General features: G+C 45.3%; 14 protein-coding genes. 12 read left to right on the forward strand and 2 right to left on the reverse strand.

Going from position 1 to position 14,614, the window contains the following annotated elements:
• The first annotated feature begins 23 nt into the window (after positions 1-23).
• From ACQKMP_RS26285 to ACQKMP_RS26295, 3 genes are read left to right on the forward strand one after another with little or no spacing between them, the layout of a single operon-like run.
• Positions 24-1,163 (forward strand): ABC transporter ATP-binding protein, encoded by a 1,140-nt coding sequence (locus ACQKMP_RS26285; RefSeq protein ID WP_340972900.1) that lies wholly within the window; start codon positions 24-26, stop codon positions 1,161-1,163.
• Entirely contained in the window at positions 1,160-1,816 is a 657-nt protein-coding gene (locus ACQKMP_RS26290) for an ABC transporter permease (RefSeq protein WP_042191953.1), read from the forward strand. Before ACQKMP_RS26285 ends, ACQKMP_RS26290 begins: the two co-directional genes overlap by 4 nt.
• A gap of 43 nt (positions 1,817-1,859) precedes the next feature.
• A complete protein-coding gene (locus tag ACQKMP_RS26295; RefSeq protein ID WP_427471854.1) occupies positions 1,860-2,774 on the forward strand; it encodes a glycine betaine ABC transporter substrate-binding protein in 915 nt (304 codons plus the stop codon).
• Positions 2,775-2,846: 72 nt separating this feature from the next.
• Here ACQKMP_RS26295 and ACQKMP_RS26300 read toward each other — a convergent pair whose 3' ends face one another.
• On the reverse strand, positions 2,847-3,998 hold the full coding sequence (locus ACQKMP_RS26300; protein ID WP_427471856.1) for an N-acetylmuramoyl-L-alanine amidase: 1,152 nt from the start codon (positions 3,996-3,998) through the stop codon (positions 2,847-2,849).
• 157 nt (positions 3,999-4,155) lie between these two features.
• On the opposite strand from ACQKMP_RS26300, the gene ACQKMP_RS26305 reads away from it, so the two are divergent.
• The gene (locus ACQKMP_RS26305; RefSeq protein WP_427471858.1) at positions 4,156-5,163 is read left to right on the forward strand and encodes a TIR domain-containing protein; all 1,008 of its coding nucleotides are present in this window, start codon (positions 4,156-4,158) and stop codon (positions 5,161-5,163) included.
• A complete protein-coding gene (locus tag ACQKMP_RS26310; RefSeq protein WP_076285512.1) occupies positions 5,160-5,396 on the forward strand; it encodes a hypothetical protein in 237 nt (78 codons plus the stop codon). Before ACQKMP_RS26305 ends, ACQKMP_RS26310 begins: the two co-directional genes overlap by 4 nt.
• 319 nt (positions 5,397-5,715) lie before the next feature.
• On the opposite strand, the gene ACQKMP_RS26315 is transcribed toward ACQKMP_RS26310, so the two are convergent.
• Complete coding sequence (locus ACQKMP_RS26315) at positions 5,716-6,801, reverse strand: LLM class flavin-dependent oxidoreductase (RefSeq protein ID WP_042191944.1); 1,086 nt, start codon at positions 6,799-6,801, stop codon at positions 5,716-5,718.
• A gap of 242 nt (positions 6,802-7,043) precedes the next feature.
• On the opposite strand from ACQKMP_RS26315, the gene ACQKMP_RS26320 reads away from it, so the two are divergent.
• The 7 genes from ACQKMP_RS26320 (at position 7,044) to ACQKMP_RS26350 (ending at position 14,583) form a co-directional block, all read left to right on the forward strand.
• A complete protein-coding gene (locus tag ACQKMP_RS26320) occupies positions 7,044-8,381 on the forward strand; it encodes a PQQ-binding-like beta-propeller repeat protein (protein WP_339243522.1) in 1,338 nt (445 codons plus the stop codon).
• Positions 8,382-8,549: 168 nt separating this feature from the next.
• On the forward strand, positions 8,550-9,833 hold the full coding sequence (locus ACQKMP_RS26325) for an SLC13 family permease (protein WP_379425384.1): 1,284 nt from the start codon (positions 8,550-8,552) through the stop codon (positions 9,831-9,833).
• Between the two features lie 181 nt (positions 9,834-10,014).
• Positions 10,015-10,791: an ABC transporter ATP-binding protein gene (locus ACQKMP_RS26330; protein WP_042191938.1), complete on the forward strand. Its 777-nt coding sequence runs from the start codon at positions 10,015-10,017 to the stop codon at positions 10,789-10,791.
• A gap of 104 nt (positions 10,792-10,895) precedes the next feature.
• Positions 10,896-11,699: an ABC transporter permease gene (locus ACQKMP_RS26335; RefSeq protein ID WP_379425381.1), complete on the forward strand. Its 804-nt coding sequence runs from the start codon at positions 10,896-10,898 to the stop codon at positions 11,697-11,699.
• Between the two features lie 36 nt (positions 11,700-11,735).
• A complete protein-coding gene (locus tag ACQKMP_RS26340; RefSeq protein ID WP_427471862.1) occupies positions 11,736-12,623 on the forward strand; it encodes an ABC transporter permease in 888 nt (295 codons plus the stop codon).
• A 23-nt stretch (positions 12,624-12,646) separates the two neighbouring features.
• Positions 12,647-14,254 (forward strand): FAD-binding protein, encoded by a 1,608-nt coding sequence (locus ACQKMP_RS26345; RefSeq protein ID WP_339243518.1) that lies wholly within the window; start codon positions 12,647-12,649, stop codon positions 14,252-14,254.
• Positions 14,251-14,583 (forward strand): 4Fe-4S binding protein, encoded by a 333-nt coding sequence (locus ACQKMP_RS26350; protein ID WP_427471864.1) that lies wholly within the window; start codon positions 14,251-14,253, stop codon positions 14,581-14,583. The genes ACQKMP_RS26345 and ACQKMP_RS26350 overlap by 4 nt, the downstream gene beginning before the upstream one ends.
• Positions 14,584-14,614: the final 31 nt, after the last annotated feature.

Genomic DNA, 14,614 nt, shown 5'->3' on the forward strand with positions numbered 1-14,614 from the left:
TAGAAATAAGAAGGAGAGACCCTATGCTGAAATTTGAAAAAGTAGGTAAGAAATACCCGAATGGTTATGAAGCAGTTAAGAATATTAGCTTTGAAATTGAAGCTGGAGAAATACTAGTATTGATCGGTCCGAGCGGTTGCGGAAAGACAACAACGATGAAAATGATAAATCGTCTTGTTCCGCATACTTCAGGCCATATTTATATCCACGGCAAAGATATCACCAAGGAGAACCCCGTAACCCTCCGCAAGAACATCGGTTATGTTATTCAACAAGCTGGTTTGTTCCCGCACTACACCATAGAAGATAATGTAGGCTTGATTCCCGACCTAAAGGGCTGGGATGTGAAGAAGAAAAAAGAACGGGTGCTCGAAATGCTCCGCCTAGTCGGACTTGATCCGGCCATATTTGCCAAGCGTTATCCGAAACAATTATCAGGTGGGCAGCAGCAGCGTGTAGGTGTAGCCCGTGCATTGGCTGCTGATCCCGAGATTATATTGATGGATGAACCGTTTGGTGCTTTGGACCCTATTACCCGTGAGCAGCTGCAGGATGAACTGCTGCGCATGCAACAAGAAGTGAAGAAGACAATAGTATTTGTAACACATGATATGGATGAAGCACTGAAGCTTGGAGATAAAATCGCTATTCTAAAAGATGGTGAAATCGTTCAACTAGATACACCTTATGAGCTGCTCAGCCGGCCTGCTAATGATTTCGTAGAATCATTTATCGGCAAAAACCGTATTTACCAAAACCCTGAGTATATCCCCGTAACAGAAGTTATGCGCGACAATCCATCTACATCTCTTCCCGGGCGCACGCTGGGTAAAGCTCTTACCTTTATGCGTCAACGCAAAATGGATACATTACTGGTTGGAAACGAGAAAGGTAAGCTGCTTGGCATAGTCTCCGCTTATGATGTTACCGCCAAAATGGAACAAAGCCTTACTATCGAGGAAATTATGACACCACCTCAAGTGGTGCTGCAGGATACAGCAACAGCAAGAGACGCATTATCATTGATTACGGAAGCTCCATACGGCATTATTCCGATTGTAACCGCTGAGGGGAACATTGCCGGGATTGTTACAAGAGGTAGTCTTCTGACGGCGTTTGCAGCACAATGGGGAGGCACGAAAGAGGAGGAAGTGTCTGTATGAGAGATCAATCGTTATGGCAACAACTCATATATCAATTAGATTTACGTAGGGATGATTTGATTCATTCTATGGGAGTGCATATGCAACTTGTGCTCTTGTCCATGTTATTTGCAATTATTGTTGGCATTGCGCTTGGAATCATGATTACACGGGTTAAACCACTGAAAGGGATTACGCTTGGTGCTGCGGGGATTCTTCAGACAATACCTAGTCTGGCGATGCTCGGATTTATGATTCCTCTATTTGGCATAGGGATGAAGACGGCAGTTGTAGCTTTGTTTCTGTATTCACTGCTGCCAATCATCCGCAACACCTACACGGGAATTACTGATGTGGATCCGTCTATAGTGGAAGCGGCCCGGGGAATGGGAATGAAGAGCTGGCAGATTCTATTCAGGGTTCAACTCCCTTTAGCTTTAAGTGTAATTATGGCGGGGATCCGTACTGCTGCAGTTATTAATGTCGGGACAGCAACACTGGCAGCCTTTATCGGTGCTGGCGGATTGGGTGAATTTATTTTCTTAGGTATTCAACGGAACATCGAAGCTCTAACCTTACTTGGCGCTATTCCGGCCGCGATTCTTGCACTCGTGCTGGATTATCTACTCGGATTGCTTGAAAGATTAACGACTCCAAAGGGATTGAAAGTATAACTAAAACTCTAGTCTTGAAAGAATATAAAAGGGGAGATTATATATGAAAATTCCAAAATTGATGACAGGCGTTCTAACTACAGTATTAATGGGGACGTTACTTGCTGGGTGTGGTGGCGGGAATAATAACGCTGCTGCGGGTAACAGTGGAGAAATCACGATTGGCTCCAAAAACTTCACGGAGAATGTTCTACTCGCTCATATGATGGCAGATCTGATAGAAGATAAAACAGATATTAAAGTGAAGCGTCAGATGAACTTGGGAGGCTCTAATGTAGCTTGGAGTGCGCTTGAGAATAATAATATCCAGCTATATCCGGATTACACCGGAACCATTGTAGCCAATTACTATCAAGAGGAGACGGGAAACTCTGAGGAATCGTTGGCAAAAACCAGAGAACTGCTTGAAAAAGATGGAATGGCCTTTCTGGATCCATTCGGCATAAATAATACCTATACTTTAGCTGTTAGTCGTGAAACGGCTGAGAAGTACAATCTAAAGACTTTCAGCGATTTGGCCAAAGTATCTGGAAATATGGTTCTTGGCGTAGAGTTCGAGTTCTTGGATCGTGAGGACGGATACCCCGGTATCCAAAAACTCTACGGAATGGATTTCAAGCAGAGCAAAGGAATGGACCATGGTATCATGTACCGTTCGATTGACGATGGGGAAACAGATGTAACCAATGCATACGCGACGGATGCACAAATTAAAGTACATGATCTGGTGATTCTGCAGGATGATAAGGAATTCTTCCCACCTTATGATGCAGGACCGATTATTCGTCAGGAAACGTTAGATAAATACCCTGAATTGAAAGGCGTCTTAAATCAATTGAACGGACAAATCAGTGACGAAGAAATGCAGCAATTGAACGCAGAAGTTGATGTGGATGCGCTCAAGGAAGAGGATGTAGCTCGTAATTTCCTGATCAAAAAGGGATTAATAGAAAGCTAAATATGAAATATAAACTAAAGCAGGCTAGGGAATTTCCTAGCCTGCTTCTTTGCTGATTATTTATAGGTCTGTCTAGTTTCTGAAGTAGTCTGCCAATCCTTCGGCGATAGCCTTGGCTGCTTTTTTCTGATAGGAGGATTTACGGACAATTGACTCATCTGTAGGGTTGGTAAGAAATCCGAGTTCAACTAAGGTAGCTGGAATTCGATTCTCCCTTAGGATGTGATAATCACCAAAGGATAACCCATTGCTCTTTAGACCGATGCCTTGTCCCAGCCGGGTTTCAATCGCCCGTGCCAGCTTTAGATCATCGGACTCGGAGTAAAAGAAGGTTAGTGTCCCAGATACTTTTTTCGGAGAGGAATTATAATGAATGCTTACAAATGCATTTGCACGCAGGTCCTCACTCATCTGAACACGCCGTGCGAGCGTAGGCTTCTGATCCTCCCGGGTACGTGTCATCTCAACCCGTGCACCTTTAGCTAAAAGGGCATCGCGGAGATAAAGTGCGGTTTGCAGATTCAAATCCTTCTCCATGGTGTTATATGTAGTGCCGAGCATTCCCGGATCACTGCCGCCATGACCGGGATCTACGACGATTAATTTTCCTCGTAAATTTCCTGTGTGCGAAATGCTGCTTGTAGTGCTTGTGCTTCTTGGCGTGGTTCCAGATCGGATGTATTCTGCTGCGACCCAACCGATGTCACCGCTAGCTGTTCGAATTCGTGCCCAATCGTCCTGACGAAGGAGGAGGATAACTGTATCCTTAGCTTTTAAAGAACCGAGTACCTTATATTGTGTGCCTGGACCGCTTCGAACGCGTAGTGAATCTGCCGTAACTGTAACCTTTGTGGTACTACTCAAGGTGCTGGTTGAGGTGGAAGAAGTAGTGCTGGGTTTGGAGGCTACCGATGATCCAGAAGCGCCAGATTGCTTGGAGCTATTGTTCACCTTTTTAAGGTAATAGCCGGCTACCCAGCCAGAGGTGTTCCCCGTCTTAACCTTCAACCACCCGTGTTGTTCATCGGTCACAGTTACTTTTGCTCCGTTCTTAATAGATCCTACAACAGTTGCATTCTTTGCCGGCTCACTGCGTACATTTAAAGAGTTCGCGTATACCTGAGCGGTATAACTAACTGCTGCCGTTTTAGCTTCAGCAGGGTGTGACGCTGTTATACCCATAAGGCTTGCTGCAAGCAATGTGACACCTATCATTTTTTTCATAGTATCCTCGCTTTTTCAAAGTAGTCGTAATTTTTTACCCACTTTACGAGGTTTAGAATAATATTTTTTGAGATATTTATGAGAACTTGGCCTCTTTTCCGGTGGTCTAAAGACTTGTATAATTATTACATATTGGGAAGGATGAAGGAGCACTGCCGTGACTAAACCAAAGCTATTCATTGGATCTTCCAGGGAATCCATACGTTATGCAAGAGCAATTCATGAGCAGCTGAAGAGGGATGCTGAAGTACATCCTTGGTATGCCAATGCCTTTCGAGCGAATGAATACACGATGGAGGCACTGGAGAGAAATTTGGATGAGAGCGATTTTGCCGTATTTGTGTTCTCGCCAGATGATGTCGCCAAAATTCGCGGTAAATTTTATTATGTGACTCGTGATAATACGGGGTTTGAAATGGGATTGTTTTGGGCCAGATTACGGCGTAATCGCGTTTTTTGCTTAGTGCCGGATCAGGTGACTGCCCGCGACGATTTAATCCCTGGACAGAATGTTGAAGAATATCATCTGTTGTCCGATTTGTCTGGAATTACAGCTTTAGAGTATGAGATGCACCATGATAATCCTACGGCTGCTGTGGATGTGAGCTGTGGTAAGATTATTGATAGTGTCCAGGGGTTTGGAAAATTCCGTGACCCGGTGAAAGATTTAGAGCAGCTAAAGATGGAATTAAGGCGCAAAGAAAGTATCCTTCATTTTTTTTGGCAATATAATAGTAATGTGACCATCTATGAGGATGGAGAGAAGTATCACGCACTCAGTGAGGCGATCCGCAATTCTTTCTTACCTCCGAAGCATTGTCGTGTGATCGGTGCTGCGATCTGGCAGGCTCAAGAGAAAGAACAGCTTGTTCAGGTGGGAGGAAATGTCGGACGTGGGCACTCCTATTCCTTGACTGTTACGAAAGGGAATGAGAAGCAGCCTAGTGTGGTAGATGCATTTTTATCGAGCAAATGGACTTTTTTTCAACGCACGGAAGTTGCGGAGGTATATATCCTATGCTATCCTCTAGGTAAGAAGTATGTTCTTTCCGTACACTTTTCAGGGAGTGATGGATTATCTGCGGATGATCTTAAGGCGGTAGTTGCGAATAATCAGGATTTATTCCGTACCATCAATCATTTAGTAGGGGAGGATTCAGCATGAAGCGAATAAAGGGTATTAACAACTTATCGGGTGCTGTTCTCCGCTCTGCAAGTGGTGGAAGCAGGAGTGCAGAAGATAATAAGAATACCACAAGCAAAACAGGGTCGAGCCATTCCGCTCAGCAACCAGCTTCAGCTCAAATTTATACTGCGCCTTCTTTAGATGGTGGAGACGATGAATATAAGAAGCTTATTAGCGGGAAGGTAGACAACAATAAACCATCCTTTGCGTGATGAGCATAAGTGCTGTCTCAAAAGTAGTGAATCTACTTAGGGGGCAGCTTCTTTTTTTTGAGAGTAATTAGGGAAAAACTCCCTGAAAATAGCTGATAATTACTCTAAATGAGTGAAATCAGGGAATTCCTCCCTAAAAATCGGGGGAATATCTATATTTACCGCCGAATCAGGTTAATTATAGGGAGATATTCCCTAATTCTTGAGCAGAGCATCCGGTTCACTTCTTACAGCAAGACACAATGTTGCAACAGCACAAAAAGCACTTCTCCACGAGCGGGAGAAGTGCTTTTTTATTAACTGGTACAGCCCCTCAGTTCTATCGGCTATTCTTCTTGGCAATCTCACGTCGTACGACAGGGGCGACCTCAGTTGCCAATAGTTCAATAGCTTTGGCTACCTTGGCGTAAGGAAGGCCGCCGATGTCGAGCTGAGTCATAAAGCGGCTATGGCCGAACAGCTCATGCTGATAGAGGATTTTTTCAATAATTTGCTGCGGGCTACCTACAGCCATCGTGTTATCAGCAGATACATATTGCCCAAAGTCGTCACGAGATACATTGTATTCTTGACCAGGTTTTGGGCTGATGGAATTACGATAACTATAGTAGTATGGGTAATATTCATCGAGCGCTTGCTGTGAAGTTTCGGCAATGTAGCCGTGGCTAGTAATCGCAATCTTTAAAGATTCAGGGGCATGACCCGCCTGAATTCCAGCGCGTCGATAAGTTGCAGCAAGCTCTTGGAAAGGTTCTGGACTACCGCTAAGAATGGCGATGGCCATTCCAGTCCCGAGTACCCCAGCTTTTTCCGCGCTTTCAGGAGAACCACCTACACCTATCCATACAGGAAGGCTTTGCTGAAGAGGGCGTGGTGCAATCTCAGAATCCTTCAAGGATGAGCGGAAGGAACCCTCCCAGTTCATAATTTCATGCTTATTAAGCTCGAGAAGCAGATTAATATTCTCGGCGAATAGTCGATGATAGTCTTCAAGTTCGTACCCAAAGAGCGGAAAAGATTCCACAAAAGCACCACGTCCAGCAATAATCTCTGCACGGCCATCTGATAGTAAATCAAGTGTGGCGAAATCCTCGAATACGCGCACGGGATCAATGGTGCTTAATACAGTAGTGGCGCTCGTCAACTTGATTCTGCGGGTAACCTGGGAGATGGCTGCCAGCACGACTGGAACCGAAGAAATCGCAAAATCAAGACGATGATGCTCACCTACACCGAATACATCAAGCCCCGCCTCATCCGCCAGCTTGGCCGCAGCTACAACTTCGTCGAGTCGTTGTTTCGGGCTGATCTTATTCCCGGTATGACAATCAGCTACAATGTCTCCTAAGGTGTAGATACCGAATTCAAAATCGGATGCTGGTGCTGTGGTTACCTCGTTACTCATGATTACAAACCCCTTGTTATTCATATATTTGATAAAGCTTGTTCGTTTATAGAAGAATGTGATTATTATAACACAATAACTTACAAATTGTAAGTTTATGAGTAAATGTTTTGATTTCTGCTCTTTAGGATGTCAAAATGAGGAATAATAATCCATGTTCTTACATCCTGCTCGTCATTAGTATTATATTTTATTTTGAGAATCTATCCAATTGAAGCATTTATATGAGGAGGCGTGTGGTGGTGAGAGGAACATTATTGAAGTCATATCTTCGTACTGTGATTATTGGTTTAGGGGTATTGCTTATGGTAAACCCGGTACAAGCTGCTGCGGTTGATTCGCACACTTCCTTTATAGGCTCGAATTTAGATGATTATTATGTAAATTTGTCTGCTGCGAAGGTTGAGTGGTCCACTACGATGGATTTGCCAACGCTAGGAGATATAGCGACGGACTACATTATGGGCAAGGGCGTAGTTGCAGTCGGTGCGGGCAAAGCTTTTATCCTACAAAAGGGTCAGCTTTTAGCCATTAACGCTCAGACGGGAAAAGTAATGTGGAAATATGGCTCCAAATTAAAGACACCGTTACTTTACCAAGATGGAGTGGCCTATGTGACTTCAGAAGCAGGCACAATCTATGCAGTTAACGCGGCTACCGGAAAAAATAAATGGAGTTCATCGGCAAACAGCAAAGGCATCAGCCAATTAGTTATTGATAAAGATCAGCTTTTTGCTGCCAATGGTGATATTCAAGCCTACAATCTGAAGGATGGGAAACTGCAGTGGCGTGATAATTTCGGTGAAAAGCTGTATGAACCGTTCATGGTTGAGGGAAACCTGATATTAGCTCAAAACTCAGAATCCGGAGCGTATACGTATGACATTCTACATGCCTTTGATCGAACAACGGGTAAGGAGCTTTGGAATAACAAGGATCATTATTTTCCGATTACTGAGATTAATGGAACGCTTATAACACAACGTAAGGCTACCTTATTCGACGCTCTTCCTCTTACTACACTCGACAGTTTGGATGTTAAGACAGGTAAAGTAGTGAAGACGGTAGTTTATAACCCTGCTAATATTGACCCAAATGATCCCGAAGCACCAAAGGGGGGCATTGCTTGGAGTGACGGTGACAGAATTTTTATAACAGGACAAAAAGGTGTCTACAGCTATCCAGTCAATGCTGATCCTGCTACCGTAACACGCGATAATTATTCTTACGAATCCATCGGAGCTAAGTTATCCTACGCCGCTGGTCCTTATGATGGAAGAATTCTTTTTAGTAACGAACAGAGCATTTATGGTGTTAAAATGGCGAATAAATCAGCGGTTCAGTACAGTGGAATCAGCAATCCGATTGCCCGCTTCGATCTGCTCGGACATGGCATGTATGTAGCCCAGACTGACGGCAAATTAATCGCGATAGATTTGATTTCCGCAAAACCGGTTGTGCAGCTCAAAACATCAGGTAGAGTGTTCGGCCCAACCTTGCTGGAAAGCGGTATGATTATTGTGCAGAGCAAAGGTATTTTGACCGCTTTTAAGGAGCCTCAGGTTTTGAAAATGAAATAATCGGCTCCATAAAAAAACGGCTCTCCGATAAATACTCGGCAGAGTCGTTTTTTATGGAGTAATCCACAATTCCAGTGCGAAAAATACAAATCTATTTTATGATAAATAGGTTATATAATGAGTAGGTTGTACCATTAATGAAATTAGATAGAAGGACCGGGGGATATCATGGAACAGCAAGCGATTTGGGCAATAGGTATTTTTCTACTGATTTATGGACTGATTATTTCTGAGAAAATTCACCGTACGATCTTAGCGATGTTAGGCGCTATTGTTATGGTAGCGATGGGCATTGTGGATCAGGAGACGGCACTACATCACATTGATTTTAATACCATCGGATTACTTGTAGGCATGATGATGATTGTAGGGATTACTGCTGAGACAGGACTTTTTAAATATGCGGCAGTGAAATCAGCAAAGCTGGCGAAAGGGAAGCCGAGAAGAATCCTGATTGCTTTGTTTGTTGTTACTGCTGTGGCATCTGCTTTCTTGGATAATGTTACAACAGTGCTACTTATGGTGCCTGTTACCTTCAGTATTACAAGGCAACTGCGTATAAATCCGCTGCCTTTTTTGATGTCACAAATTATTGCATCAAATGTCGGTGGGACGGCAACATTGATCGGAGATCCACCGAATATTATGATCGGCAGCGCTGTGAAAGAGCTGACGTTTATGTCCTTTATCAGCAATCTAACACCTGTGATTGTCATCATTATGTTAGCGTATATCCCGCTTTTACTACTGATGTTTAGTAAGCAAATTAAATCCACTCCGGAATTGCAGCAAAGTATCATGAACATGGACGAGAAGGCAATGATTACGGATCATAAGCTGCTGCGAAAATGCCTTACCGTACTTGGATTTACGATTATAGGCTTCTTTTTACATCAGGCGCTACATTTGGAGTCCGCTACGGTTGCCTTAGCGGGGGCTTTTTTACTGCTCTTATTAACTGGAGGAGAACACATGCTGGAAAAAGCTTTTCACAGCGTGGAATGGATTACGATCTTCTTTTTTATCGGACTGTTTGTTTTGGTATCAGGACTCGTCGAGACAGGTGTCATCGCGGAGCTGGCTGCCAAAGCGATTGATTTAACGGGTGGGGATGTGCTCATGAGCTCGATGATGATCTTATGGGTCAGTGCAATTGCTTCTGCGTTTCTTGATAATATTCCTTTTGTAGCAACGATGATTCCTTTGATACAGGAGATGGGGCAGATGGGGATTACCAATCTGGAGCCCCTCTGGTGGAGTCTAGCCTTGGGTGCCTGCTTGGGTGGCAATGGTACATTGATCGGTGCCAGTGCTAATCTGATTGTTGCTGGTCTAGCTGGAAAAGAGGGTTATCCGATTACATTCATGAAGTATTTGAAGGTGGGTTTCCCTTTAATGCTGCTGTCCATTGTGATCTCAAGCATATATTTATATTTAAGATATTTGATGTAAACAAGTGTGTCTGAAAAAAGTTTTATTGTTGACAGCTTTTCAAATGGATGATATTTTAAATATTATAATTCCAATTGATTTACTTTGAATAAAAATTACCGACTGTTCCTACAGAGGTATTGCGAATGTAAAAGCGCAATACCTCTGTTTTTTTGTATACAGAATTTAAGGAGGGGTCACGATGGGAGAAGCGTTGCTGTCGATTTCAAATCTAAATAAACGTTTTGAGACTACCGGAGGGCATGTTCAGGCACTGTATAATGTTGATCTCCATGTGCAAGAGGGTGAATTCATTACGGTCATCGGGCCCAGTGGCTGTGGCAAAAGCACGCTGCTGCGCATCGTGGCCGGTTTGGACAGTGGATATACGGGGAGTGTTACCTTAGGAGGGACGGAGATTGGGGGTCCCGGAATCGATAAGGGATTTATTTTTCAAGAGCATCGTCTCTTTCCTTGGCTCACCGTAGAGAAGAATATTGCTTCTGATTTGCCGCTAGGCAACAAAGAAATTAGACGCAAGGTCGATGAGTTGATTGATCTCGTCAAGTTAAATGGGTTTGAGAAATCCTATCCCCGGGAGTTATCGGGAGGGATGGCCCAGAGGGTGGCGATAGCCCGTGCGCTACTGCGAAATCCCAAAATCCTGCTGCTGGATGAACCGTTTGGTGCACTGGATGCGTTCACTAGAGCGCATATGCAGACGGTGTTACTGGACATTTGGCGGGCCAACAAAACAACCATGATTTTTGTAACGCATGATATTGATGAGGCTGTATTTCTAGGTAATCGGGTAGTGATTTTAGAACCTCGCCCCGGGAAAATACGTAAGATTGTCCCGGTTGATTTGCCGTATCCACGTAAAAAAACAACGTCTTCCTTTCAAGAGCTACGCCTGAAGGTGCTGAATTATTTTGAAAAAGTCGATGAGCTTGAGCTTATTGACGGGGCAGGAATATAAATATGTCGACCATACCAATGGAGACCTCCGAAAGTGTTCAATATTCGAGGGTCTCTTTTTGTTATTTAAAGAGATTGTAAAGCTAAAAAAGGTGGGTGCAGAGCATGACAAACCGGGCTATAGCCGTAAGAACTTCCGGACGCCCCGGAAAGGTAACAACATTTGGACTGGGCCTTCTGCTGCCGGGCACTGTGCTAATTCTGTGGCAGACCCTTGGACACTATGGAATGATCTCAGAGATGCTGTTCCCGACGCCGTATACCATTGCAGAATCATTTGTAACTTTGGCTGCTTCAGGGGATTTATGGCCGAACTTTAGGATCAGCTTGGTCAGAGCCCTTGCCGGATTCCTGCTCGGTGGTGGACTTGGTCTGCTATTAGGCATTCTCGTAGGTCTGTTCCGCAGATCAGAGAAATTGCTAGATCCATCCCTGCAAATGATTCGCATGATACCAAGCTTGGCGGTAGTGCCGCTATTCATTTTATGGTTCGGGATCGGTGAGGAGTCTAAAGTGCTGTTGATTGCTAAAGGAGCATTTTTTCCGCTTTATATTAATACGTTCATGGGCATTCGCGGCGTGGATAACAAGCTGTTCGAGGTATCTCGAGTGCTTGGATTCAGCCGGTTAAAACAGGTTGTAAGACTAGTACTTCCAGCGGCATTGCCGAATATTATTCTCGGAGTGCGCCTTTCCTTGGGGCTCTCTTGGTTAGGTCTGGTAGTCGCAGAGCTGATTGCTTCCACTTCAGGCATCGGGTATATGATGTCGGACGCGCGTCAATTCGCGGATACACCTGTGGTGTTCGTGGGAATTATTATTTTTGCCATTGCAGGACTGGTGAGTGATTCTGTTGTTCGCTACATTGAACGCCGGCTGCTGAGATGGCAGGACAGCTATCGCGGATAAACAGAAAACGCGCAAGAAACGAAAGGGGGATGCGCCATGAGCGATGGAGCAGAAGCTATTTTGAATAACACTACAAGAGCAAGAGAATCGCTAGATAGCAGTGATATTGCTCCTTTATCGACTAAGAAATTGGAGAAATCCGCGGTACCTATAGTATGGAAATCTCTACTGTCAGATTGGGGAACGGGCGCTATCATTCCGGTGGTGACAATAGTACTTTGGCAGCTGGCAGGAAGCACCGGATTGATCTCCGCGCAGTTTCTGCCGACTCCATTGTCGATCGCCAGAGCTTTTACAGGCCTATTGGTGACTGGAGAGTTAACTCATCACCTAGGTGTCAGTATGGGGAGGGCGGGAGTTGGATTTCTTATCGGAGGCGTTCTAGGCCTTCTATTCGGAGTACTGACTGGCTTGTTTCGCAGTGTGGAATATGTGCTCGATCCTAGTGTACAGGTTCTTAGGCTTGTTCCTCATCTAGCTATAGCACCGCTAATTATTTTGTGGTTCGGCTTTGGGGAGATGTCCAAAGTAGTGATCATTCTGACAGGGTCATTCTTTCCGCTCTATATTAATACGTTTATGGGCATCCGCAATGTGGACAATAAGCTGTTTGAGGTGTCCCGGGTGTTAGGATTTAGCCCTTATCAGAGGCTGCGCAGGCTGATATTACCGGCAGCATTACCCGGGATTTTGTTAGGATTGCGGCTGTCATTGGCTGTAGCATGGATCGGTCTTGTTGTAGCTGAACTCATTGGATCACAATCCGGCATTGGATTCCTGATCAATGAGGCGAAGCAGAACTCTAATACAGAGGTTGTGTTTGTAGGCATTATTATCTTTGCTATTGTCGGCAAGCTAATCGATTCTTTGTTCCGAATCATTGAACGCAAGTGCCTGTTCTGGCGCGATAGTTACGAAGGGTAAATCATTTGAGGAGGTCTTGAGCTATGAGTGGATCGATACAAAAAGGGTTGTTGAATTTGGTGGCGGATGTGCTTGTTATAGGCGGAGGCCCTGCAGGAACATGGGCAGCCCTTACGGCCTCAGCGAAGGGGGCGAAAGTTGTCCTTGCAGATAAAGGCTACTGCGGTTCGAGCGGTGCAACGGCCCCCTCAGGAACAGGAGTCTGGTATGTGAAGCCGGATGAGAAGCTCCGGGAGGAGGCCAAAGCAAGTCGTTATACATTGGGCGGTCAGTTGGCTGAATCCCGCTGGATGGACCGAGTGCTAGACCGTACCTATGCCAATATGAACAAACTTGGCGTTTCAGGATATCCATTCCCTGTAGATGAGCAGGGTAACCAGTATCGTAAGAGTCTTCAGGGACCGGAATATATGAAATTAATGCGTAAGCTTGTGAAAAAAGCGGGCGTTAAAATTCTAGATCATAGTCCAGCCATGGAGCTCCTAGCGGATGAGCATGGCGTAGCTGGAGCGGCTGGAGTCCATACGCAGAGTGGTGACACCTGGACTGTTCAGGCAGGAGCGGTTGTCATTGCAACTGGTGGGTGTGCTTTTCTAAGTAAGGCTCTCGGCTGTAACGTGTTGACCGGAGATGGCTATCTATTTGCAGCTGAAGCTGGGGCGAACTTGTCCGGCATGGAATTCTCCAATGCCTATGCTATCTGCCCTACGTTCTCCTCTGTAACCAAGACAGCATATTACAACTATGCCAGCTTTTATTATGAGGATGGAAGCATTGTGGAAGGGGCGGGTTCCAAGAAAGGGCGTTCAGTTATCGCTCGGAATCTGCTAGCAGGCAATCAGGTGTATGCCAAGCTGGATGGAGCGCCCGAGGATTTAAGACCGCTGCTGCGGGTGGCGCAGACGAATTTTTTCTTGCCCTTTGATCGACAAGGGATCGATCCTTTCAAGGATGCTTTTCCGGTTACGCTTCGTCTCGAAGGAACGGTTCGTGGGACGGGTGGTATTCATATCACGGACGAAAGCTGTGGCACAGGTGTTCCCGGACTTTATGCGGCAGGAGATGCAGCTACCCGTGAGCTAATTTGCGGGGGATTTACTGGTGGTGGCAGCCATAATGCGGCTTGGGCTATGTCATCCGGCAGTTTTGCAGGAGAAGGTGCAGCTGTCTATGCGCAGAGCCTTGGCTCGAATGCAGCGTACCGTAATCCAGTCGGCTTATCATCTTCTCCACTGGTTCATCAAGAAGTGAAGCCTGGAGTATCAGCTCATACGTCAGAGGTTGTGTCTGCTGTGCAGGCTGAAGTGAAGCCGTATGACATTAATTTATTCCGTACGGATAAAGGGCTGACCTCTTCATTAGGTCGTCTGGATGAATTGTGGAAAGATCAGCGTAGCCGTGAGATTCAGCGAACACCTGAAGGGGTTAAAGCGCGTGAAGCTGAAGCCATGACTGCAACCGCCCGCTGGATGTACAATTCCGCGCTTGCCCGTACGGAGACGAGGGGCATGCATAAGCGTGAAGATTTTAAGGGAACGGATCAAGAACAGCATCATCGCTTGATTAGCGGTGGATTGGATCAGGTATGGGTGAAGACAGAAGCCGTGGCCAAGGAGGGTGTTCTATCATGATTGAGGTGATCAGCGCTGCCAGATGTGTAGAGTGCAACCAATGTGTATCGGTCTGCCCGACCAATGTCTTCGAACGGGTAGAGGATGGCATTCCTGTTATTGCCCGGCAGAGCGATTGCCAGACTTGCTTTATGTGTGAGCTGTATTGTCCTGTGGATGCTCTCTACGTTGCGCCAGATTCAGAGAAAGTGATTGGGGTGACAGAGGCAGGGCTAGAGAAGCAGGGATTACTTGGTGGTTATCGTGAAAAGGTAGGCTGGGGCAAAGGCAGACAACCGGTAGCAAGTCATGACTTTATGTACAAATTGGCGTCGAGGGCAGGGTTCTGACCTTGATTAAGATTAAGATAAATAACATAAA

This window comes from Paenibacillus sp. NPDC101420, from assembly GCF_050277435.1.
Classification (GTDB): Bacteria; Bacillota; Bacilli; order Paenibacillales; family Paenibacillaceae; genus Paenibacillus_AQ.

Coding starts and splice junctions, on each gene's coding strand:
- ACQKMP_RS26350 (WP_427471864.1), top strand. CDS start 14,251: ATGATTGAGGTGATCAGCGCTGCCAGATGTGTAGAGTGCAACCAATGT.
- ACQKMP_RS26345 (WP_339243518.1), top strand. CDS start 12,647: ATGAGTGGATCGATACAAAAAGGGTTGTTGAATTTGGTGGCGGATGTG.
- ACQKMP_RS26340 (WP_427471862.1), top strand. CDS start 11,736: ATGAGCGATGGAGCAGAAGCTATTTTGAATAACACTACAAGAGCAAGA.
- ACQKMP_RS26335 (WP_379425381.1), top strand. CDS start 10,896: ATGACAAACCGGGCTATAGCCGTAAGAACTTCCGGACGCCCCGGAAAG.
- ACQKMP_RS26315 (WP_042191944.1), bottom strand. CDS start 6,801: ATGAGTAACGAGGTAACCACAGCACCAGCATCCGATTTTGAATTCGGT.
- ACQKMP_RS26285 (WP_340972900.1), top strand. CDS start 24: ATGCTGAAATTTGAAAAAGTAGGTAAGAAATACCCGAATGGTTATGAA.
- ACQKMP_RS26310 (WP_076285512.1), top strand. CDS start 5,160: ATGAAGCGAATAAAGGGTATTAACAACTTATCGGGTGCTGTTCTCCGC.
- ACQKMP_RS26325 (WP_379425384.1), top strand. CDS start 8,550: ATGGAACAGCAAGCGATTTGGGCAATAGGTATTTTTCTACTGATTTAT.
- ACQKMP_RS26295 (WP_427471854.1), top strand. CDS start 1,860: ATGAAAATTCCAAAATTGATGACAGGCGTTCTAACTACAGTATTAATG.
- ACQKMP_RS26300 (WP_427471856.1), bottom strand. CDS start 3,998: ATGAAAAAAATGATAGGTGTCACATTGCTTGCAGCAAGCCTTATGGGT.
- ACQKMP_RS26290 (WP_042191953.1), top strand. CDS start 1,160: ATGAGAGATCAATCGTTATGGCAACAACTCATATATCAATTAGATTTA.
- ACQKMP_RS26330 (WP_042191938.1), top strand. CDS start 10,015: ATGGGAGAAGCGTTGCTGTCGATTTCAAATCTAAATAAACGTTTTGAG.